22 protein-coding genes are annotated in these 22,216 nt (G+C 64.8%); 8 read left to right on the top strand and 14 right to left on the bottom strand.

The features are described from left to right. Positions 1-3: 3 nt before the first annotated feature. The 4 genes from secD to queA form a co-directional block, all read right to left on the bottom strand. The gene (gene secD / locus AC1RKI_RS06525; RefSeq protein ID WP_061955496.1) at positions 4-1,872 is read right to left on the bottom strand and encodes a protein translocase subunit SecD; all 1,869 of its coding nucleotides are present in this window, start codon (positions 1,870-1,872) and stop codon (positions 4-6) included. Positions 1,873-2,081: 209 nt separating this feature from the next. Then, positions 2,082-2,408: a preprotein translocase subunit YajC gene (gene yajC / locus AC1RKI_RS06520; protein ID WP_061955498.1), complete on the bottom strand. Its 327-nt coding sequence runs from the start codon at positions 2,406-2,408 to the stop codon at positions 2,082-2,084. A gap of 216 nt (positions 2,409-2,624) precedes the next feature. Beyond that, a complete protein-coding gene (gene tgt / locus AC1RKI_RS06515; RefSeq protein ID WP_150979569.1) occupies positions 2,625-3,755 on the bottom strand; it encodes a tRNA guanosine(34) transglycosylase Tgt in 1,131 nt (376 codons plus the stop codon). A gap of 18 nt (positions 3,756-3,773) precedes the next feature. Beyond that, positions 3,774-4,826, bottom strand: coding sequence for a tRNA preQ1(34) S-adenosylmethionine ribosyltransferase-isomerase QueA (gene queA / locus AC1RKI_RS06510; protein WP_150979570.1), 1,053 nt, complete (start codon positions 4,824-4,826; stop codon positions 3,774-3,776). A 159-nt stretch (positions 4,827-4,985) separates the two neighbouring features. Between queA and recG the strand changes: the two genes are divergently transcribed. The 5 genes from recG to ubiA all read left to right on the top strand — a co-directional run bounded on the left by recG (position 4,986) and on the right by ubiA (position 10,289). Next, positions 4,986-7,223: an ATP-dependent DNA helicase RecG gene (recG, locus tag AC1RKI_RS06505; RefSeq protein ID WP_492794443.1), complete on the top strand. Its 2,238-nt coding sequence runs from the start codon at positions 4,986-4,988 to the stop codon at positions 7,221-7,223. Positions 7,224-7,350: 127 nt separating this feature from the next. After that, complete coding sequence (locus tag AC1RKI_RS06500) at positions 7,351-8,307, top strand: LysR substrate-binding domain-containing protein (RefSeq protein ID WP_061955506.1); 957 nt, start codon at positions 7,351-7,353, stop codon at positions 8,305-8,307. Between the two features lie 211 nt (positions 8,308-8,518). Next, entirely contained in the window at positions 8,519-8,722 is a 204-nt protein-coding gene (locus AC1RKI_RS06495; RefSeq protein ID WP_061955508.1) for a hypothetical protein, read from the top strand. An 85-nt stretch (positions 8,723-8,807) separates the two neighbouring features. Then, on the top strand, positions 8,808-9,293 hold the full coding sequence (locus tag AC1RKI_RS06490; RefSeq protein WP_061955510.1) for a Dps family protein: 486 nt from the start codon (positions 8,808-8,810) through the stop codon (positions 9,291-9,293). Positions 9,294-9,404: 111 nt separating this feature from the next. Further along, complete coding sequence (gene ubiA, locus AC1RKI_RS06485) at positions 9,405-10,289, top strand: 4-hydroxybenzoate octaprenyltransferase (RefSeq protein WP_490714823.1); 885 nt, start codon at positions 9,405-9,407, stop codon at positions 10,287-10,289. Positions 10,290-10,386: 97 nt separating this feature from the next. Here the strand turns inward: ubiA and proC are convergent, their stop codons facing one another. Then, on the bottom strand, positions 10,387-11,205 hold the full coding sequence (proC, locus tag AC1RKI_RS06480) for a pyrroline-5-carboxylate reductase (RefSeq protein WP_061955514.1): 819 nt from the start codon (positions 11,203-11,205) through the stop codon (positions 10,387-10,389). A gap of 90 nt (positions 11,206-11,295) precedes the next feature. Continuing rightward, positions 11,296-11,985, bottom strand: coding sequence for a YggS family pyridoxal phosphate-dependent enzyme (locus AC1RKI_RS06475; RefSeq protein WP_244787718.1), 690 nt, complete (start codon positions 11,983-11,985; stop codon positions 11,296-11,298). A gap of 64 nt (positions 11,986-12,049) precedes the next feature. Here AC1RKI_RS06475 and AC1RKI_RS06470 point away from each other — a divergent pair, with 64 nt between their 5' ends. From AC1RKI_RS06470 to AC1RKI_RS06460, 3 genes are all read left to right on the top strand, one after another. Beyond that, positions 12,050-13,093 (top strand): type IV pilus twitching motility protein PilT, encoded by a 1,044-nt coding sequence (locus AC1RKI_RS06470; RefSeq protein ID WP_061955519.1) that lies wholly within the window; start codon positions 12,050-12,052, stop codon positions 13,091-13,093. A gap of 31 nt (positions 13,094-13,124) precedes the next feature. After that, positions 13,125-14,264, top strand: coding sequence for a PilT/PilU family type 4a pilus ATPase (locus AC1RKI_RS06465; RefSeq protein WP_061955521.1), 1,140 nt, complete (start codon positions 13,125-13,127; stop codon positions 14,262-14,264). A gap of 117 nt (positions 14,265-14,381) precedes the next feature. Then, the gene (locus AC1RKI_RS06460; protein WP_061955523.1) at positions 14,382-14,876 is read left to right on the top strand and encodes a glutathione peroxidase; all 495 of its coding nucleotides are present in this window, start codon (positions 14,382-14,384) and stop codon (positions 14,874-14,876) included. 15 nt (positions 14,877-14,891) lie between these two features. Here AC1RKI_RS06460 and AC1RKI_RS06455 read toward each other — a convergent pair whose 3' ends face one another. The 8 genes from AC1RKI_RS06455 to AC1RKI_RS06420 all read right to left on the bottom strand — a co-directional run bounded on the left by AC1RKI_RS06455 (position 14,892) and on the right by AC1RKI_RS06420 (position 22,205). Further along, a complete protein-coding gene (locus AC1RKI_RS06455; RefSeq protein WP_492794448.1) occupies positions 14,892-15,584 on the bottom strand; it encodes a helix-turn-helix transcriptional regulator in 693 nt (230 codons plus the stop codon). A 33-nt stretch (positions 15,585-15,617) separates the two neighbouring features. After that, positions 15,618-15,998, bottom strand: a complete 381-nt coding sequence (locus AC1RKI_RS06450) for a VOC family protein (protein WP_061960251.1) — start codon at positions 15,996-15,998, stop codon at positions 15,618-15,620. Positions 15,999-16,082: 84 nt separating this feature from the next. After that, positions 16,083-16,808 (bottom strand): LrgB family protein, encoded by a 726-nt coding sequence (locus AC1RKI_RS06445; protein ID WP_061960250.1) that lies wholly within the window; start codon positions 16,806-16,808, stop codon positions 16,083-16,085. After that, entirely contained in the window at positions 16,805-17,185 is a 381-nt protein-coding gene (locus AC1RKI_RS06440; protein ID WP_227458958.1) for a CidA/LrgA family protein, read from the bottom strand. Before AC1RKI_RS06440 ends, AC1RKI_RS06445 begins: the two co-directional genes overlap by 4 nt. Before the next feature lie 83 nt (positions 17,186-17,268). Then, positions 17,269-18,540, bottom strand: a complete 1,272-nt coding sequence (gene glcF / locus AC1RKI_RS06435; protein ID WP_244786069.1) for a glycolate oxidase subunit GlcF — start codon at positions 18,538-18,540, stop codon at positions 17,269-17,271. A 26-nt stretch (positions 18,541-18,566) separates the two neighbouring features. Then, positions 18,567-19,682 carry a glycolate oxidase subunit GlcE gene (gene glcE / locus AC1RKI_RS06430; RefSeq protein ID WP_492794451.1) on the bottom strand — a complete coding sequence of 372 codons (1,116 nt, stop codon included), beginning with the start codon at positions 19,680-19,682 and terminating at the stop codon, positions 18,567-18,569. A 27-nt stretch (positions 19,683-19,709) separates the two neighbouring features. Continuing rightward, positions 19,710-20,630 carry an ion transporter gene (locus AC1RKI_RS06425; RefSeq protein WP_150979674.1) on the bottom strand — a complete coding sequence of 307 codons (921 nt, stop codon included), beginning with the start codon at positions 20,628-20,630 and terminating at the stop codon, positions 19,710-19,712. A gap of 72 nt (positions 20,631-20,702) precedes the next feature. Beyond that, on the bottom strand, positions 20,703-22,205 hold the full coding sequence (locus AC1RKI_RS06420) for an FAD-linked oxidase C-terminal domain-containing protein (RefSeq protein ID WP_061952949.1): 1,503 nt from the start codon (positions 22,203-22,205) through the stop codon (positions 20,703-20,705). Positions 22,206-22,216 lie beyond the last annotated feature (11 nt).

The following is a 22,216-nucleotide window of genomic DNA, read 5'->3' as shown; positions in this document are numbered from 1 at the left end:
GGCTTACTTGACCGCCGGCGTAGTGTCGGTGCCCGGCTTCCAGATCTGGCCGATCGCCACGCTCTGCAGCTTCTTCTTGCGGCCGTACCAGAGGTTGACCAAGCCGCGATTGAAGAACACCGCCGAGAACATCGAAGTCAGAATGCCCAGGCAATGCACCACGGCAAAGCCGCGCACCGGGCCGGAGCCGAACGCCAGCAGAGCCAGGCCGGCGATCAGCGTGGTCACGTTGGAGTCCAGGATCGTGGCCCATGCGCGGTCGAAGCCGACAGCGATGGCCATCTGCGGCGAGGCGCCCGCCCGCAATTCTTCGCGGATCCGCTCATTGATCAGCACGTTCGCATCGATCGCCATGCCCAGCACCAGCGCGATAGCGGCAATGCCCGGCAGCGTCAGCGTCGCTTGCAACATCGACAGCACCGCAACCAGCAACAGCAGGTTGATGCCGAGCGCCAGCACCGAGAACACGCCGAACAGCATGTAGTACAGCACCATGAAGACCGCAATCGCGCCGAAGCCATAGGCCACCGAGTCGAAGCCCTTCTTGATGTTGTCCGCGCCGAGCGACGGGCCGATCGTGCGTTCCTCGATGATTTCCATCGGTGCGGCCAGCGAACCCGCGCGCAGCAGCAGCGCCAGGTCATTGGCGGCTTCGGTCGAATACGAGCCGGTGATCTGGAAGCTGGAACCGAGCTCGGACTGGATCGTCGCCACGGTCAGAACTTCGCCCTTGCCCTTTTCGAACAGCACGATGCCCATCGGCTTGCCGATGTTTTCGCGCGATACGTCGCGCAGCACGCGGCCGCCCTGGGCGTCGAGCTTGATGTTCACGGACGGACGCTGGTTCTGGTCGAAGCCGGCCGACGCGCTTTCGATGCGGTCGCCGGTGAAGATCACCTGCTTGCGCAGAATCACCGGCGCGCCGTTGCCTTGCGTGAACAGTTCGTCGCCAAACGGCACGGGGTCGCCCGGACGCGGATTGCGCGGCGCGTCGGGATCGGCCAGCCGCGCTTCGAGCGTGGCGGTGCGGCCGATGATGTCCTTGGCCTTGGCGGTGTCCTGCACGCCCGGCAGTTGCACGACGATACGGTCGGCGCCTTGCTGCTGGATAACCGGCTCGGCCACGCCGAGCTCGTTCACGCGGTTATGCAGGGTGGTGATGTTCTGCTTGACCGCGGCGTCCTGCACCGCCTTGCGGGCGGCGTCGGTGAACACGCCGACGATATTGTTGCCGTCCGCGGAAAACGCCAGCTCGCGCAGGTTGTCGGCCAGCAAGGCGCGCGCGCGGTTGGCGTCGTCGGCATTGTTGAAGCGCACGGTCAGACGGTCGCCGTCGCGGTCGATGCCGGCATGACGGATGTTCTTGTCACGCAGCAGCGTGCGGGCGTCGCCGGAAAGGCTGTCGAGTTTTTTATCGACGGCGCCTTTCATGTCCACCTGGAGCAGGAAATGCACGCCGCCGCGCAAGTCGAGACCCAGATACATCGGCAACGCATGCAGCGCGGTCAGCCAGCGCGGCGAGCCCGAGAGCAGGTTCAGCGCCACCACGTAGGTGGGATCGCTGGCATCGGGATTGAGCGAACGCGACAGCACGTCCTTGGCCCGGAGCTGCTCGTCCGTGGTGCGGAAGCGCGCCTTGACCGAACCCGATTGGCCGGCGACGTCGTAGAACATGCCGTCCGGCTGCAACTGGTTCTGCGCCAGGATCTCCTCCACTTGCTTTTGCATGGAGAGGTCGACCTTGACCGTGGCCTTGGCCGACGAGACCTGGACGGCGGGTGCCTCGCCGAAGAAATTCGGCAGGGTATAGATGATGCCGATGGCCAGGGCCACCAGGATCACGATGTATTTCCAAAGCGGGTAACGATTCATCTTTGGCCAGTCATTGCGGTTGGCATGGCCGATAGTCGTGCGACATGCACGCCGGATCGGCCGGACCGGTTGGCAAACAGCCGCCTGGCCGCCCGGAATCGGATCCCGGAGGATCCGCGGGCTGGTCCAGGCGGCTGCGCAGGGCATGGTCGCGGGGCATCGGATGCCACATGACGCATGCCGGGGTCAGGCTTGCAGGAAAGACCCGGTCAGAGCGACTTCAGCGAGCCTTTCGGCAGCACGGTGGTCACGGCGTTCTTCTGCACGGTGATTTCCGTGCCTTCGGCCACTTCCAGCGTCACATAGTTCTCATTGACCTTGGTGACACGGCCCAGGATGCCGCCGGCGGTGACGACTTCATCGTTCTTGGCCAGCGCTTCCAGCATAGCTTTCGATTCCTTCTGGCGCTTCATCTGCGGGCGGATCATGATGAACCACAGCACGGCGAACATCAGGATGATCGGCAGGAAGCTCATAAGGCCACCAGCCGCGCCGCCGGCACCGGCAGTCTGGGCAAAAGCGTTGGAAATCAGCACGTTACTTCTCCGTCACAAAGGTCTATCAGGGAATCGGGCATTCTATCACCCGGTTGTTGTCCCGCCTTGGCATTCTAGGGCGGATTGCGGGTTTGCTCGGGGTGCGTTTGGCGTACTTTGCGGACGTTGCCGAAACGCGCCGGACAGATGCCTGCGGGGCAGGTATTCGACCATCAGGCCGCAAAAAGTTCGCGTGCCTGTCTGGTCTTCAACACATTAGCGCGCGCCGCGGGCGCGGTTCTCGGCAAACTGGCGCCGGAACGCCTCAAAGCGATGCGCCTCGATGGCGGCGCGCATCTCGCTCATCAGTTCCAGGTAGTAATAGAGATTGTGGATCGTGTTCAGGCGCGCGCCGAGGATTTCGCCCACGCGATGCAGGTGATGCAGGTAGGCCCGCGAGAAATTGCGGCAGGTGTAGCAGCCGCATTGTTCGTCCAGCGGGCGCGCGTCGTTGCGGTGCGCGGCGTTGCGGATCTTGACGTCGCCAAAGCGCGTGAACAGCCAGCCGTTGCGCGCGTTGCGGGTTGGCATCACGCAATCGAACATGTCCACGCCATGCGCGACGCCGGCAACCAGGTCTTCCGGCGTGCCCACGCCCATCAGATAGTGCGGTTTGTGCGCGGGCAGGCGCGGACCGACGTGTTCCAGCACGCGCATCATGTCTTCCTTGGGCTCGCCCACCGACAGCCCGCCGATCGCGTAGCCGTGGAAATCCAGTTCGGAAAGCCCCGCCAGCGATTCGTCGCGCAGATCCTCGAACATGCCGCCTTGCACGATGCCGAACAACGCATTCGGATTGGCAAGACTGTCGAATTCATCGCGCGAACGCTTGGCCCAGCGCAGGCTCATGCGCATCGACTTTGCCGCTTCGTCGTGCGTGGCGGGCCGGCCGTCGATCTCGTAGGGCGTGCACTCGTCGAACTGCATCACGATGTCAGAATTGAGCGTGCGCTGGATCTGCATCGAGATCTCGGGCGACAGGAACAGCTTGTCGCCGTTGACCGGCGATGCGAACGTGACGCCTTCTTCGGTGATCTTGCGCAGTTCGCCAAGCGAAAACACCTGAAAGCCACCGGAATCGGTCAGGATCGGCTTGTCCCAGCCGATGAACTTGTGCAGGCCGCCGTGCGTCTGCACCACGTCCAGCCCGGGGCGCAGCCACAGGTGGAACGTGTTGCCGAGGATGATCTGCGCGCCGATCTCGTTCAGTTCGAGCGGCGACATGGCCTTGACCGACCCATAGGTGCCGACCGGCATGAAGACTGGCGTTTCGACAACGCCGTGGTTGAGCGTGACGCGGCCGCGACGCGCGTTGCCATCGGTGGTCAGCAGTTCGAAATTGAGCATGATGTGTTCTCGGTCCAGTCAGTCGCGGCGGGTCAGCAGCATGGCATCGCCATAGCTGAAGAAACGATAGCGCTCGGCCACGGCGTGCCGGTAGGCGGCGCGAATCGCTTCGACGCCCGCCAGCGCGGACACCAGCATGAGCAGCGTGGACTTGGGCAGATGGAAGTTTGTAATAAGTGCGTCGACCACGCGGAAACGGTAGCCGGGCGTGATGAAGATATCGGTGTCGCCCTGGCCGGCGCGCAACACGCCGTCCTCGCCGGCGGCCGATTCCAGCGCCCGCAGCGACGTCGTGCCGACCGCAATGACCCGGCCGCCCCGCGCGCGAGTCTCGCGCACCGCATCGGCCAGTTCGGGCGTGATGGCAAACCACTCCGAATGCATCTTGTGTTCGGCCAGATTCTCGGTGCGAACCGGCTGAAATGTGCCGGCACCTACGTGCAGGGTCAGGAAGGCGCGGCGGATGCCGGCCATATCGAGCCGCGCGAACAGCGCGTCGTCAAAGTGCAGGCCGGCCGTCGGCGCGGCCACCGCGCCGGGGTTGCGCGCGTAGACGGTCTGATAGCGCGTTTCGTCGTAGGCGTCGGGATCGTGCGTGATGTACGGCGGCAGCGGCAGCCGGCCATAACGTTCGATCAGGTCGAGCGCCGGTTCCGGAAAGCGCAGCGTGAAGAACTGGTCTACGCGCGGGCCCACCGTGACCGAAAAGGCGTCGTCGGCCAGATGCAGCGCGCTGCCTTCGGCCGGGGTTTTCGACGCGCGCACCTGCGCCAGCACGGTATGGCTGTCGAGTACGCGCTCGACCAGCACCTCCACGCGGCCGCCGCTGGGCTTCTGGCCGAAGAAGCGCGCCTTGATCACACGGGTGTCGTTGAACACCAGCAGATCGTTCGGCGTCAGATAGTCGAGGATGTCGCTGAATGCGCGGTCGATCAGCCGCACGGCGTCGGCGGTGTCCTCCGGCGCGGTCCGTTCCACCACCAGCAGGCGGCTGGCGCTGCGGTCGGGCAGGGCGGACTGGGCAATCAGCTCGGGCGGCAGCGGAAAATCGAAATCGGACAGGGTCAGCATGGTTCAGCAGCAAGACAAAACAACGCTGGGCGGCATTCCGGCTGGAGTGCCGCCGCAGTCATCGGCATAGCGTGGGTACAATCGGCGAATCCGACATTGTAAGGCTTGGGCGACTGGCTTCGCCCGTCGGCCTCGTTTACCGTCCATATTCGCGCTCTGATGCCCGGCACCGCCACCGACCCAAACGACCCATCCGCCGCCGCTCCGGAAAGGCCGACGCGCACCCGTGCCGCCGCGGGTGGCAGCCCGGCGGGGTCGAAATCGGACAAATCCGATAAACCGGGAAAAGCGGACAACGTGGACAAGCCGGCCAACGCCGGCAAGCCGAACGCGTCTTCGGCGGCCGCCCGGCTGGCCAAGCTTGGGCTGCGCCGGCCTGTCGACCTGGTGCTGCATCTGCCGCTGCGCTACGAGGACGAAACCACGCTCGAACCGATCCGGGAGGCCGTGCGCCGTGCCGGAATGGGCCTGGCGGCCCAGGTCGAAGGCGAAGTGGTCTCGAACGAGGTCACATTCCGGCCGCGCCGCCAACTGGTGGTCAAGATCGCCGACGAAACCGACGAATTGACGCTGCGTTTCCTCAATTTCTATGGCAGCCAGACCAAGCAGATGGCCGAGGGCGCGCGCCTGCGCGTGCGCGGCGAAATCCGCGGCGGGTTCTTCGGCGCCGAAATGGTCCATCCGACGGTTCGCACCGTCACCCCCGACGATCCGCTGCCGGACCGTTTGACCCCGGTATATCCGGCAACTGCGGGGATCTCGCAGGCATATCTACGCAAGGCGATTGGCGGCGCGATGTTGCGCACGGCCCTGCCTGAAACCTTGCCGCAGGCGGTCCTGCGCGGCCCGCTGGCGCAACTGAAGCTGCCGCCGCTGATCGATTGCCTGCGCTTGCTGCACAACCCGCCGCCGCAGGAAAGCGAGGCCGCGCTGGCCGATCGGTCGCACCCGGCATGGGTCCGCATCAAATTCGACGAGCTATTGGCGCAGCAGATATCGTTGCGACGCTCGCAGGCCGCGCGGCGCGAAAAGAACGCGCCTTCGATGCCGCGTCGCGACGATGGGCTGCTCAGCCGTTTTCTGACGGCGCTGCCATTCCAGTTGACCGGCGCGCAGCAGCGCGTGGTGGAAGAGATCGCGGCCGACATGGCGCGTCCGCATCCGATGCACCGTTTGCTGCAGGGCGACGTGGGCAGCGGCAAGACCATCGTCGCCGCGCTGGCCGCCTGCCAGGCGATCGACGCCGGCTACCAGGCCGCGCTGATGGCGCCGACCGAAATCCTCGCCGAACAGCACTTTCGCAAGCTGTCGGGGTGGCTCGAGCCGCTTGGCGTGCCGGTGGTCTGGCTGGCCGGCAGCCTGAAGAGCAAGGCCAAGCGGGAAGCCGTCGCGCGCGCCGAATCGGGCGAGGCCAGGCTGGTGATCGGCACGCACGCGCTGATCCAGGACGGCGTCCGCTTTGCCAACCTGGGCCTTGCAGTAGTCGACGAACAGCACCGTTTTGGCGTGGCGCAGCGGCTGGCGCTGCGCGGCAAGGCGGGCGAGGGCGACCAGAACCGGCCCGTCGACGAAAAGGTGCCCCATCAGCTGATGATGTCGGCGACGCCGATCCCGCGCACGCTGGCGATGACCTATTACGCCGATCTCGACGTATCGGTGATCGACGAACTGCCGCCCGGGCGCACGCCGATCGTCACGCGGCTGGTCAACGATGCGCGCCGCGATGAGGTTATCGAGCGCGTGCATCATGCTGCGGCCGATGGTCGGCAGGTTTACTGGGTGTGTCCGCTGATCGAGGAAAGCGAGGCGCTGCAGCTTCAGACCGCGGTGGAAACCTATGAGACGCTGGTGGCCGCGCTGCCCGATCTGCGCGTCGGACTTGTCCATGGTCGCCTGCCGCCGGCCGAAAAGGCCGCGGTGATGGACGATTTCAGCGCCAACCGGCTCCAGGTGCTGGTGGCGACCACGGTGATCGAAGTGGGCGTCGATGTGCCCAACGCGTCGCTAATGGTGATCGAGCATGCCGAGCGCTTCGGTCTGGCGCAGTTGCACCAGTTGCGAGGGCGGGTGGGGCGCGGCAGCGCGGAATCGGTTTGCCTGCTGATGTATCAGGCGCCCTTGTCGCCGACTGCGCGCGAACGGCTGGCCACGATGCGCGAAACCACCGACGGCTTTGAAATTGCGCGGCGCGATTTGCAGATCCGGGGCCCCGGAGAGTTTCTTGGCGCGCGCCAGTCGGGCGAGGCCATGCTGCGCTTTGCCGATCTGGAAACCGACGCCTGGCTGGTCGATTACGCCCAGGCCGCCGCCGAAATGATGCTGGAAAGGTTTCCCGAAGCGGTCGAGGCGCATCTTTCGCGCTGGCTGGGTGGCCGCGAGCATTTCCTCAAGGCCTGAGGGCGCAAGGGCGCTTCGGAGGCATCTGATCTGTCAGAAAAGTGATCGATAGACTGCATTGTTCGGCCGATCTGACAGACACCGGATTCGAAGCTAAAATCTATCGCCTAACCGAACCTGATTGATCATGACGCTCACCGAACTCAAGTACATCGTCGCCGTTGCGCGCGAGCGGCATTTCGGCCGGGCGGCCGAAGCATGCTTCGTCTCGCAGCCGACGCTGTCGGTCGCCATCAAGAAGCTGGAAGACGAGCTGACCGTGCAGATTTTCGAGCGCGGCACGTCGGAGGTTTCGGTGACGGCAATCGGCGAGCAGATCGTGGCGCAGGCCCAGCGCGTGCTGGAGCAGACCATGGCCATCCGCGAAATTGCCAAGCAGGGCAAGGATCCCCTGGCGGGGCCGCTGCGCGTGGGCGTGATCTATACGATCGGACCGTACCTGCTGCCTGCACTGGTCAAGCGAATGATCGAGACCGTGCCGCAGATGCCGCTGATGCTGCAGGAAAACTACACGAACAAGCTGATCGAACTGCTCAAGCAGGGCGAGATCGATTGCGCCATCATGGCCGAGCCGTTTGCCGATTCGGGCCTGATGGTGCGTCCGCTTTACGACGAGCCATTCGTGGTGGCCGTGCCGCGCGGCCATCGGCTGGCGCAGCAGTCAAAGGTCGATCCGGACGAACTGAAGCAGCAGACCATGCTGCTGCTTGGCAGCGGCCACTGTTTCCGCGATCACGTGCTGAACGTGTGTCCGGAATTGTCGCGTTTCTCGCAGGCTGCAGACGGCATCCAGAAGACCTTCGAAGGCTCGTCGCTGGAAACCATTCGCCACATGGTCGCCAGCGGCGTCGGCATCACGGTGCTGCCGCGCACCTCGGTGCCCGATCTCAAGCCGCGCAACGATATGCTGGCGTATGTGCCGTTTGCCGATCCGGTGCCTGATCGTCGCGTGGTGCTGGCGTGGCGCAAGAGCTTTACGCGGCTGCCCGCGATGGACGCGCTGGCCAATGCGGTCGCGGCATGCGAGCTGCCCGGCATCCGCAAGATCAGCGATACGCCGGCCGCGGAGGCCGTGGCGGCCTGATTGGCAGCGTTGGGTATCGGTTCAAGCGGAACGGCAGGCATGTCCTGCCGTTTTTGTTGGTCGCTCGGGTCTTCGTAAATATAGTTTTTTGCTATCGAATTGAATTCAATAATTAAATTGAATTATAGAAAGCCGATCGATAGACTTTCTCCATCGGATCCGGTGCCTCGCGGAGCCCGCGCGGATCACGCAACAAACGTGGAGAAACATCATGGCAATGCTCGACCTTTTCGTCAGCGAATTCCAGCAGCTTCGCGCCGCAGCGACGGACGCCGGCCATCGCACCGCGCCCGACGACGTCGCCCGGCTGCGCCGCAAGGTGGTCCGCAAAGAGATTGGCATGGCCGTGGTGGCGCTTGGCGCGATGGTCATGTTCGTCGACGCAGCGCGGGGGCTGTCCTTCCTTGCGGCATAGTCATAGTGCGATAATGCGCACTGCTCGCCCGCGTGGTCCGCGGGCGCCGAACCTCGTGGCTTGACCAGAATGGAGCTGAACGACCATGGCAAAGAAAAATGAGATGAGCGTGAACATCGGTATTTCGGACAAGGACCGCAAAAAGATTGCGGAAGGCCTGTGCAAGCTGCTGGCCGACACGTACACCCTCTATCTCAAGACCCATAACTTCCACTGGAACGTCACGGGTCCGATGTTCAATACCTTGCACCTGATGTTCGAGACGCAGTACAACGAACTGGCCCTGGCAGTGGACGCCATTGCCGAGCGCATTCGTGCGCTGGGCTATCCGGCGCCGGGCACGTACAAGGAATACGCCAAGCTGTCGTCGATCGCCGAGGAAGAGGGCGTGCCCGAAGCCACGGACATGATCCGCAAGCTCGTGGAAGGCCAGGAAGCCGTGGTGCGCACCGCGCGCTCGCTGTTCCCCGTGATCGACGCCGCAGGCGACGAGCCGTCGGCTGACCTGCTGACCCAGCGCATGCAGACGCACGAAAAGACCGCGTGGATGCTGCGCTCGATGCTGGCCTGATTCGCGCCATGCCGGCCACCGGTTGAACCGGCACGACGCGCCGCTGCTCATCACGCAGCGGCGCGTTTTTACTTTGCATCGCCTGGAATTGCCTAGAAGTCTGCTCGCGCCATGTCCCATCCTTCCGCCGCCCCCCAACATCCAGGTCGCCTCGCGCTGTACGCGCGGCTGGTTCGCATCGACAAGCCGATCGGCACGCTGCTGCTGCTGTGGCCCACGCTGTGGGCGCTGTGGATGGCCGCCGAAGGCCCGCCGTCGTGGCAGATCTTCTGGATCTTCTTCGCCGGCACCTTCCTGATGCGCTCGGCAGGCTGCGCCATCAACGACTGGGCCGACCGGGATTTCGACAAGCATGTCAAACGCACGCGCGAGCGCCCGCTGACCGCCGGCTTGATCGCAAGCTGGGAAGCGCTTGTGCTGGCCGCCGTGCTGGCGCTGATCGCGTTTGCATTGATCCTGCCGCTCAACGGGCTGACCAAATGGCTGGCTGTGGCCGCCGCCGTGCTGGCGGGCACCTATCCGTTTTTCAAGCGCTTCTTTGCCATTCCCCAGGCGTATCTGGGCATTGCCTTCGGGTTTGGGATTCCGATGGCGTTCGCCGCCATCCAGGACCACGTGCCGTTCGTGGCGTGGCTGATGCTGCTGGCGAACGTGTTCTGGGCGGTGGCCTACGACACCGCCTACGCGATGGTCGACCGCGACGACGACCTGCTGATCGGCATGAAGACGTCAGCTATCACGTTCGGACGCTTCGATGTGGCGGCGATCATGATCTGCTACACCGCGTTTCTGGGCCTGATGGCGTGGGCTGGCGTGCTGCTGGGGCTCGGCTGGCCGTACTTTGCCGGCCTGGCCGCGGCCGCCGTGCTGGCCGGCTATCACTACACGCTGATCCGCGGTCGCGACCGGATGAAATGCTTCGCGGCGTTCCGGCATAACAACTGGCTTGGCGCCTGCGTCTTTGTTGGGACGCTTGCAGCCTACGCGCTGCAATAAAAAAACGGGGCCGGCGGATGCGCGGCCCCGATTTCTTTCTATGGGCTTGTGAGCCCAGCGGATTGTGAGCCCCCGATGGCTGCGCGGCTCTTGCCGCTCAGTCCTTGCCGAACTCGGCGCCCATTTCGCGGCCGCGGGCCGCGGCGGCGTGCATGGCCTTGACGAAGGCGTCCTGGATGCCGCTGGCGTCCATGGCGGTCAACGCGGCGTAGGTCGTGCCGCCCTTCGACGTGACGCGCTCGCGCAGTGTGGCCACCGGTTCCGGCGATTGCGCCGCCAGCGCCGCCGCACCGCGGAACGTCTCGACGGCCAGTTGGCGACCCTGTTCCGCGGAGAGCCCCATTTCTGTCGCCGCGCGCTCCATCGCTTCCACGAAATAGAACACGTACGCCGGCCCGCTGCCGGAAATCGCCGTCACGGCGTCGATCTGATCGTCGTTCTCAACCCAGACGCATTGGCCGACCGCCTGCGCCACGGCCGTGGCGATATCGCGATCGGCGGCCGACAATCCCGGCGCAGCGGCCAGGCCGGTCATGCCCATGCCGGCCAGCGCCGGCGTGTTGGGCATGGCGCGCACCAGCCGCGAACGGCCAACCCAGCGCGCCATGTCCTGCAAACGGATCCCGGCCGCCACGCTGATGATCAGGTTGTCGGTCAGCAGCGGTGCCAGCGAGGCGATGGCGTCGCGAAACTGCTGTGGCTTGACGGCCAGCACGATCACATCGCTGGCGCCGAAAGCGGCGTCCGGTGCGGCCAGCGCGTGAACGCCGGTGCGGGCCAGGCGCTGGCGCGCATCTTCGGAAGGATCGACCACGCGGATCGCGCCGGCAGGCACGCCGCGGGCGACCAGGCCGCCAATCAGCGCGGAGGCCATGTTGCCGCCGCCAAGGAAGGCGAAGGTGAGGGAATCGAGCATCAAGTTTCCAGGTTTGCCGAAGCGATACGTGTCGTCGGCTTTATTGTCTTTGTGGGGTTGCGAAGAAGTGGTGCGGACCTGACGGAGCGATCAGCTCCGCGCACCGAAGATCGCGGTACCGATGCGCACCAGCGTGGCGCCCTCGGCGATGGCCGCGCCCATGTCGGCGGACATCCCCATCGACAGGGTGTCCACCTTTAGCCCGGATTGGCGTAGTTGATCAAGCAACGCGCGAAGGGCGGCAAACGGTTGACGCTGCGCGATCGGATCGGACGCCGGCGCGGGGATCGCCATCAGTCCGCGCAGTTGCAGATTCGGCAGCACCGCCATGGCGTGCGCCAGCGCGGGAACTTCCTCAGGCGCGACGCCGCTCTTGCTGGCCTCGCCGCTGATATTGACCTGGATGCAGACCTGCAGCGGCGCCATGCCGGCCGGGCGCTGCTCGGACAGGCGTTCGGCAATCTTCAGGCGGTCGATCGCGTGCACCCAGTCGAAATGCCCGGCTACCGCGCGCGTCTTGTTGCTCTGCAGCGGCCCAATGAAATGCCATTGAATGCGGCTTCGCAAATCCTCCAGCGCGGCGATTTTCTCGATGCCTTCCTGGACATAGTTTTCGCCGAATGCGTGCTGTCCGGCATCGAATGCCTCGCGCACGCGGCTTGCCGAAACGGTCTTGGAAACTGCCAGCAGCGCGACGTCGGAAGCGGCCCTGCCGGCCTGTTGTGCAGCCGCCGCGATGTCATTTTTCACGGCTTGCAAGTTGGCGGCGATTACAGACATAATCCGGCGAGCATATTCTAAGAAGTAAAACAATAAGCGGGTTTTTAGGGTGGGGTCATTATAGATGGACATCGCACAGCTATTGGCCTTTGCGGTCAAGAACAAGGCCTCCGATCTTCACCTGTCGGCCGACATGCCGCCGATGGTGCGTATCCACGGGGACATGCGGCGCATCAACGTCGCGGCCATGACGCACAAGGACGTGCACGCCATGGTGTACGACATCATGACCGACGTGCAGCGCAAGAGTTACGAAGAGCGGCTGGAAATCGATTTCTCATTCGAGATTTCCGGGCTCTCCCGTTTTCGCGTCAATGCGTACACCACGCAGCGCGGCGCGGCCGCGGTGTTCCGGACGATTCCTTCCAAGGTGCTGACGCTGGACGACCTCCACGCGCCGGCCGTGTTCGCCGACCTGTGCATGAAGCCGCGCGGGCTGGTGCTGGTGACGGGCCCGACAGGCTCGGGCAAGTCCACCACGCTGGCGGCGATGGTCGACCATCGCAACGACAACGACATGGGCCACATCCTCACGGTGGAAGACCCAATCGAATTCGTGCACACCTCGAAGAAAAGCCTGATCAACCAGCGCGAGCTGGGCCCGCATACGCATTCGTTTGCCAACGCGCTGCGCTCGGCGTTGCGCGAGGATCCGGACGTGGTGCTGGTCGGCGAATTGCGCGACCTTGAAACGATCCGCCTCGCGCTGACTGCGGCCGAAACCGGTCACCTGGTGTTTGCCACGCTGCACACCAGTTCCGCGGCCAAGACCATCGACCGTGTGGTCGACGTGTTTCCGCCCGAAGAAAAGGACATGGTGCGCACCATGTTGTCCGAATCGCTCGAAGCGGTGATCTCGCAGACGCTGCTCAAGACGCGCGACGGCAACGGACGCACCGCCGCGCACGAGATCATGATCGCCACGCCCGCGATCCGGCATCTGATCCGCGAGAACAAGATTGCGCAGATGTATTCGATGATGCAGACGTCGAGCGGCCTTGGCATGCAGACGCTCGATCAGTGCCTGAGCGATCTGATCAAGCGCGGCGTGATCAACTTCAACGATGCCCGGGCAATTGCCAAGAACCCCGACGCCTTCATGGGCTAGCGGAACCGCGTCAGGCAAACAAGGAACGATCATGCTCGACCGTGAGTCCGCATCGAAGTACATCAACGACCTGCTCGAACTGATGGTGAACAACCGCGGTTCAGACCTGTTCATCACGTCGGAATTTCCGCCGGCCATCAAGGTCGACGGCAAGATTACGCCGGTCTCGCAGCAGCCGCTCAATCCCACGCAGGCGCTTGGCCTGGTGCGTTCGATCATGAATGAGCGCCAGGTGAAGGAGTTCGACGACACGCGCGAATGCAACTTCGCCATCACCGCGCCCAATGCGGGACGCTTCCGCGTGTCGGCGTTCATCCAGCAGGGCCGCGCCGGCATGGTGGTGCGCACCATCAACACGCGCATTCCGTCCGTCGAGGATCTCGATCTGCCCAGCTCGCTGCATGAGATCGTGATGTCAAAGCGCGGTCTGGTGATCGTCACCGGCGCGACGGGCTCGGGCAAGTCCACCTCGCTCGCGGCGATGCTCGATCACCGCAACGCGCATTCGTACGGCCACATCATCACGATCGAAGATCCGATCGAATACGTCCACGCGCATCAGAACTGCATCGTGACGCAGCGCGAAGTCGGCATCGACACCGATTCCTGGCACGTCGCGCTCAAGAACACGCTGCGCCAGGCGCCCGACGTGATCCTGATCGGCGAAATCCGCGACCGCGAAACCATGGAGTACGCGATGCAATACGCGGAGACCGGACACCTCTGCCTGGCCACGCTGCACGCGAACAACGCCAACCAGGCGATCGATCGCATCGTCAACTTCTTTCCCGAGGAGAAGCGCCAGCAATTGCTGATCGATCTGTCGCTGAACCTGAAGGCAATGATTTCGCAGCGGCTGCTGCCGCGCGCTGGCCGCAAGGGCCGCGTGCCGGCCGTGGAAATCATGATCGGCACGCCGCTGGTGGCCGATCTGATTTTCAAGGGCGAGATCCACGAGCTCAAGGAAGTCATCAAGAAATCGCGCGAGCAGGGCATGATTTCGTTCGACCAGGCGCTGTTCGAGCTCTATGAATCGGAAAAGATCACCTACGAGGACGCGCTTAAGAATGCCGATTCGCTCAACGATCTGCGCCTGATGATCAAGCTGCATAGCGTGCGGCACCGCGATACCGATCTAGGCGCCGGCACCGAGCACCTGAACGTCATCTGAAGCGGCGCGACCTGACCTGAGCCGGCGCGCAACGCGGGGCGCGCCGCCACCAGCGCGCGATGTGGTTTGCGCTATGCTTGCTGCCTGTTACCGACCACAGATTCCAGGAGCCTGACGATGAGCAACGTGTACCAGTTCGAAGCCAATTCGCTGTCGGGCCAGCCCGTGTCGCTGACCGACTTTCGCGGCAAGGTGCTGCTGATCGTCAATACGGCCAGCGAATGCGGCTTCACGCCGCAGTATGCGGGCCTGCAGGCGCTGCAGGATGCGTATCAGACGCGCGGTTTCGACGTGCTTGGCTTTCCGTGCAACCAGTTTGGCAAGCAGGAGCCGGGCGATGCGGATGAGATCGGCGCATTCTGCGAATCGCGCTTCCATGTCACGTTTCCGATGTTCGAGAAGATCGACGTGAATGGCGCCAATGCGCATCCGCTGTACCGCTGGCTGACGGCGGAAAAGCCCGGACTGCTCGGCACGCAGGCCATCAAGTGGAATTTCACGAAATTCCTGCTGCGCCGCGACGGCACCATCTACAAGCGCTATGCGCCGACCACCAAGCCCGAGGAAATCCGCGGCGATATCGAAACGCTGCTGACCGACCCCGGTTCCTGAGAGAGCAGGCGCGCGTCAGCCGTGTGAATCGGCCCGCACCGCACGCAGGAAACCATTGAGCGAGCGTTCGGAGGTTTCCTGAAAACGCTCGTCGAGCATCGTCAGCGTTCGGCAGCGGTCCAGCCGGAAGCTCCGATAGTCTTCGCGCGCGGTGCACCACGCGGCCAGCAGCCATACGTTGCCCCAGAAAAACATGCCGAGCGGCTGCACCACGCGCACCGTGTCGCGCTGTTGCGCGTCGCTGTAGTCGATTTGCAGCAGCCGTTGCGCGCCAATCGCGGTATGTACGATGTCGAACGCTTCGCGCACGGCCGGGTGGTTGGCGTATTCCGGTGCAAAGATGCGGCTCTGCTGCGCGGCCAGGCGACGTGGCGGCGGCAGGGCTGCCATCAGTTTTTCCAGCGACGGATCGGCCGCGGCAGCCAGCGCGCCGCCGCCCCAGGCCTTGAGCAGGCGTAGGCCCGCCACCATCGCTTCCACTTCCATCGCGGTGAACATCAGCGGCGGGACATCGTAGTCGGGCCGAAGCCGATAGCCGATGCCGGCCTCGCCTTCCACCGGCACGCCCGACAGCGACAGCGCCTGGATATCGCGATAGACCGTGCGCTCGGAGACGCCGAGCCGCTGCGCCAGCAGTGACGCCGTGGTCAGGCGACGTCCGCGCAGCACCTGCACGATCTGGAAGAGGCGGTCGGCGCGTCGGCTCATCGGCAATGTCGTCCTGTGTTTTCCGATGCGCGATCAGTGCGCGGCCGGCTCGTGCAGGCCGATCCGGTTACCTTCGCTGTCGGTGATATGGGCGAAGCGCCCCATGTTGTCCGGCAACTGCACCGGACCGCGCACCGTGCGGCCGCCGGCGTAAGTTACGCGCGCCAGTACGTCGTCCAGCTGCGGTGCATTGAAATACGGCACCGGACCATAGAACGCGCTGGACCGGTACTGTTCGCCCTGCACCAGTGCGCCGGCCGATTCGGCATGCGTGAAGACGGCCAGGTCGACTTCGCCGATAGTTTCGCGGCGCAGCGGATGTTCGAACACCGACTCGTAGAAACGCATCGCGCGCTGCATGTCGGTCACCGGGATTTCCAGCCAGTTGACCAGCGCGTTGGACGGATTGGACATGGTGGCTCTCCTCTTCGCAATGTTGGGAGACCGGATGATGCGCGGGCGCTCCTGACAGCGTCGTGTCAGGAGCCTGTCAGGGTATCAGCGCGGCATCCACGCCGCCAGGACCGGAACCATGATGGCCGTGAGCACGCCATTCAGCCCCATGCCCAGCGCCGAGAAAGCGCCGGCTTCCTGGCTGACCTGGAACGCGCGCGCGGTGCCGATGCCGTGCGCAGCGACGCCGGTGGCGAAGCCGCGCACCGTGTAGTCACGTATACGCAGCAGGTTCAGCAGGAAGGTGGCACTGACCGCGCCGATGATCCCGGTGGCCATGACCAGCACGGCAGTCAGCGAAGGCAGTCCGCCGATCTTGTCGGAGACGCCCATGGCGATCGGAATCGTGACCGACTTCGGCGCGAGCGAGCGCACCACTTCCGGCGATGCGCCGAGCGCGTAGGCGATTCCCACCGCCGACACCACGGCGGCCAGCGAACCGGCCACGAGGCCGCACAGCAGTGGCAGCAGGTTGGTGCGCAGCTTGGGCAGTTGCATGTACAGCGGCACCGCCAGCGCGACCGTGGCCGGCCCCAGCAGGAAGTGCACGAACTGCGCGCCATCGAAATACGTCTTGTACGGCGTGCCGGTGACCGTCAGCACGGTGACGAGGATTGCCACCGAAATCATCACGGGATTGGCCAGCGGCGAAAATTTTGCGCGTTCATAGATGCGGAACGCGAACACATAGGCGAGCAACGTGGCAGTCAGCCCGATCAGCGGACTGGCAGCCAGATACACCCAGATTTCGTTCAGGCGCGGTGACATCATGGCTGCATCTCCGGACTAGCGGGCGCGGGCGTCTGGGCAGGCGGCTTGCGCATCAGCGCGCGCGTGACCAGCGCCGTCACGGCGATCGCCACCCAGGTGGAGATCACCAGCGCAATCACGATCGGCATCCATTCGCTGCCGATACGGCTTGCGTGCACCATGATGCCGACACCGGCCGGCACGAACAGCAGCGACAGGTGCTTGAGCAGTTCGCTGGCCGGGCCCTGGATCACCGGCAACAGCCGGTTGTCGAAGGCCAGCCAGCCGAACAGCAGCAGCATGCCGATGACGGGGCCGGGAACGGGCAGGTGCAACGCATAGCTGATGACCTCGCCCACGGTCTGGAAGACCAGCAGGATGGCAAACGTCTGGAGCATGGGGGCAGCTTGGGGAGCAAATGTGCCGACATGGTACTCCCGTACAAGATGCGTGCAACCGGACGCTTCGGGTCGTCAGGCGGTCAGGCGGCCTGCGCGGCGACCGCCGGCGCGAGCATCCGGTCGACCAGTTCCACCCAGTGCATCACCGGCGTCTGCGTGCCGCTCTGCAGATGCGTGATGCAGCCGATGTTGGCCGACACGATTGAATCGGGCGACGTGGCCTGCAGCTTGTCGAGCTTGTCGTCGCGCAGGCGGTACGACAATTCCGGCTGCAACACTGAATACGTTCCGGCCGATCCGCAGCACAGGTGGCTATCGGCGCAGAGGCGCACGTCCACGCCCAGCCGTGTCAGCAGCGACTCCACCTTGCCGCGGATCTGCTGGCCGTGCTGCAGCGTGCAGGGCGGATGCCACGCCACGCGGCGGCCGTCGCGCGGCACCGCGCCGGCCAGCCGCTGCAGGTCGTCGGCGAAGTCGGGCAGCAGTTCGGACAGGTCGCGCGTCAGCGCCGATATGCGCGCGGCGCGTTCGGCGTATTTTGGATCGTTGCGCAACAGATGGCCGTAGTCCTTCACCATCGCGCCGCAGCCCGATGCCGTCATGACGATGGCCTGCGCGCCGGCTTCGATATGGGGCCACCACGCGTCGATATTGGCCCGCATGTTGTCGAGCCCGCCCGCATGGTCGCCGGTATGGAAGCGGATCGCGCCGCAGCAGCCCGCCTCGCGCGCCACCACCAGCTGCACGCCGAGCCGGTCGAACACGCGCGCCGTGGCGGCGTTGATGTTCGGCGACATCGCCGGCTGCACGCAGCCATCGAGCAGCAGCATCTTGCGTGGATGTTCGTTGCGCGGCCAGACGCCCTCTGGCGACCGATGCGCGGGCACCTTGTTGCGCAGCGTTTGCGGCAGCAGCGGGCGCACGGCCTGGCCCAGCTTCAGCGCCGGACCGAACAGCGCGGGGCGCGTCAGCCCTTCGCGCAGCAACCAGCGCGTGAAGCGCTGTCCGGCGGGGCGCTGCACGCCTTGCGCGGCCAGCCTGTCGTCGACGATCTGCCGGCCGATGTCGACCAGCCGGCCATAGCTGACGCCGGACGGGCAGGTCGATTCGCAGTTGCGGCAGGTCAGGCAGCGGTCCAGATGCAGGCGCGTGCTTTCGGTCACCGGATTGCCTTCCAGCACCTGTTTCATCAGATAGATGCGCCCGCGCGGACCATCGAGCTCGTCGCCGAGCAGCTGATAGGTGGGGCAGGTGGCGGTGCAGAAGCCGCAGTGCACGCAGTTGCCGACGATCGACTTTGCCTCTTCGCCTTCGGGCGTGTCACGCAGGAATTCGGCCAGGGTGGTTTGCATGGTGGGGTCGTTATATTGGCGAGGTTTCAGAGCCCGCTGTACATGCGCTGCGGATTGAAGATGCCGGCAGGATCGAAAGTGGCCTTCAGCCGCTTGTGGATCGCGGCCAGCGGTGCGGAGAGCGGCGTGAACACGCCGACCGACTTGTCGCCATTGCGGAACAACGTGGCGTGCCCGCCTGCGGCCTGGGCGATCGCACGCACCTGATCGGCGCTGGCGGCGCTGTCGTCCGGGGCGATCCACCAGCGCTGGCCGCCGCCCCATTCCACCAGTTGCGCGCCCGGCAGATCGAGCGGCTTGGTCACGGGCGGCACCGCGATGCGCCACAGCGCGCGCGCGGCGTCGTGCGCCGGGGCGAAGAACGGATGTGTCTGTTCGCGCAGCGCCGACCACAACTGAAGTGCGTGACTGCCGTCGACGTTCGTCCCGCCCAGCGCATCGCGCGCCGCGCATACGGCCGCCGTGGCGCCGCAAAGCCGCACGTGCAGCGCGCCGTCGTGCCACGCCGAGGCGGCGATCGGCAGCGGCTTGCCGCCCCATTTGTTGAGCTGGTCGATGGCATCGGCCTGCGACATCGCAAAGTGCAGCGTGGCGTCGTCGAACGGTGTCGGCAGCACCTTGAGCGACACCTCGGTGATCAGCCCGAGCGTGCCGAGCGATCCGGCCAGCAGGCGCGATACGTCATAGCCGGCGACGTTCTTCATGACCTGACCGCCAAAATTTAGGATTTCGCCCTTGCCGTCCATCAGTTGCGCCCCCAGCACGAAATCGCGCAACGCGCCCACCGACTGGCGGCGCGGCCCGGACAAGCCGGCCGCCACCGCGCCGCCCAGCGTGGCGGCACTGGCCTGTCCGCGCGCAGCGAAATGCGGCGGCTCGAAGGCCAGCATCTGACGTCGCGCTGCGAGTGTGTCCTCGATCTCCGCCAGCGGCGTGCCGCAGCGCGCCGTGATCACCAGCTCCGCCGGGTCGTAATCGACGATCCCGCGATAGGCGCGCGTGTCGAGCACGTCGCCTGCCAGCGCCTGACCATAGAAATCCTTGCTGCCGCCGCCGCGCAGGCGCAACGGCGTGCGGCTGTCGCCGGCTTGGCGGATCGCATCGCGAAAACTCGCGAGTGTGGCGTCGAGGTTGGCTTGCATGAGGACGTATGGTTATCGGTATTGGTATCAGTTGTCTTTCGGCGGCGTGCGGGGGCCGGGCGCGTTGTCGGGCATCGCCTCCACGTGATAGTCCGGCAACGCGCTGCCGCAATGCTTGCAGTAATGCGCGTCGGGCTCGTGGCCCTCGGTCAGGCAGTGTTCGCACGAGCGCGTGGTCAGCGGCCGCTTGATGATGCTGGCGGCCAGTTCCGCGCCGACGATGCCGGTCGGGAATGCGATGATTCCGTAGCCCAGCAGGATCGTCAGCGACGTGATGAACTGGCCTACCGGCGTCTTGGGCACGATGTCGCCAAAGCCCGTGGTGGTCAGCGTCACGATGGCCCAGTACATGCTGTGCGGAATGCTGGTGAAGCCGTTCTGCGGGCCTTCCACCACGTACATCACGGTGCCGAGGATCACGGTGATGATGAACACCGTGCCGAGGAAAACGAAGATCTTGCGGCGGCTGTTGGCCAGTGCGCGCGCCAGGATCTCGGCTTCCTCGAAGTACACCGTCAGCTTGAGAATCCGAAAGACACGCATCAGACGCAGCAGGCGCACGTCGATCAGGAACGCAAGTTCGGGCACGAAGAACGACGCCCACGTCGGCATGATCGAAATGAAATCGATCACGCCGTAGAAGCTCAGCGCGTAGCGCAGCGGCCGTTTCACCACGGACAGGCGCATGATGTACTCGGCCGTGAACAGCAGCGTGAAGAGCCATTCGAGCACGGTGAACAATCCGCCAAGCCGCGCGTGGATTGATGGAATGCTGTCGAGCATTACCACGCCCACGCTGGCGACGATGGCGATCAGCAAAAGCACGTCGAACAGCCGGCCCTGACGTGTGTCGGCTTCGAAGATGATGGTGTACCAGCGCTGGCGCCAGCCCGATTCGGGCAGGCCCAGCCGTTGGCGGTTGAGCGCGGTCTGGTTGCGGTGCGGCATCTGGGAAATCAACGGTTTGCGCAGAGACGACATGCTGCCTGTGCCCACCGGTGTGTGTGGATCGGAAACGGGTCAGAAACGTGGCAGATCGGGATGCGGCAGCAGTCCGCGGCTCACGTGCATCTTGCCGTATTCGGCGCAGCGTGCCAGCGTGGGAATGGCCTTGTCCGGATTCAGCAGCCGCGCCGGATCGAACGCCGCCTTCACGCCGAAGAACGCCTCGCATTCGGCGCGCGAGAACTGCACGCACATCGAATTGAGTTTTTCTACGCCGACGCCGTGTTCGCCGGTCACCGTGCCGCCCAGTTCCACACAGGTTTCCAAAATGTCGGCGCCGAATAGTTCGGCGCGGTGCCATTGGTCGGCGTCAGCGCCGTCGAACAGGATCAGCGGGTGCATGTTGCCATCGCCGGCGTGGAACACGTTGATGCATCGCAACGCGTACTTCTGCTCCATCTGTTCGATGCGCTTGAGCAGCGTGCCGATATGCTTGCGCGGAATCGTGCCGTCCATGCAGTAGTAGTCGGGCGAGATGCGGCCCGCCGCGGGGAAGGCATTCTTGCGGCCGCTCCAGAAGCGCAGGCGTTCGGCTTCGCTTTGCGACACGGTGATGCGCGTGGCGCCCGACGCGCGCAGCACTTCGCTCATGCGGCCGATTTCCTCGGCCACTTCCTCGGGCGTGCCGTCGGATTCGCACAGCAGGATCGCCGCGGCGTCGAGGTCGTAGCCGGCCTTGACGAATTCCTCGACGGCGGCCGTGGCGGGCTTGTCCATCATCTCGAGTCCGGCAGGAATGATGCCGGCGGCGATCACGTCAGCCACGGCATTGCCGCCTTTTTCGACGTCGTCGAAGCTGGCCATGATGACTTGCGCCAGTTGCGGCTTGGGAATGAGCCGCACGGTGACTTCGGTTACCACGGCCAGCATGCCTTCGGAGCCGATGAGCGCGGCCAGCAGATCGAGCCCGGGCGCGTCGGGCGCTTCGGACCCGAATACCACCACGTCGCCCTCCATCGTCACCGCGCGCACGCGCAGCACGTTGTGCACGGTCAGGCCGTATTTCAGGCAATGCACGCCGCCCGAATTCTCTGCCACGTTGCCGCCGATCGAGCAGGCGATTTGCGATGAAGGGTCGGGCGCGTAGTAGAGGTTGTGCGACGCCGCGGCCTCGGAGATCGCCAGGTTGCGCACGCCGGGCTGGACCACGGCCGTGCGCGAATAGGGATCGACCGACAGGATGCGCTTGAACTTGGCCAGCGACAGCACCAGGCCGCCGGCAATCGGCATGGCGCCGCCCGAAAGACTGGTTCCCGATCCGCGCGGCACCACTGGTACGCCAAGTTCATGGCACAGACGCAGCACCGCGCAGACCTGCTCTTCGGTGCTGGGCAGGACCACGGCGTCGGGCACTTGCCGATACGCGGCCAGTCCGTCGCACTCATAGGGCACGGTGTCTTCGGCCTTCCACAGCACGGCCGATTCGGGAAGGATGTCGGCCAGCCGCGCCAGCAGCGCGGTGCGGCGGGTTTCGGTGGATGCACCGGCAACGGTGTGGGCGTCTTGCGGGGCGTTCATGGCAGCTACTC

Source organism: Cupriavidus sp. GW822-FHT06G04 (assembly GCF_058799075.1).
This window is presented reverse-complemented; position numbering and strand designations above follow the sequence as displayed.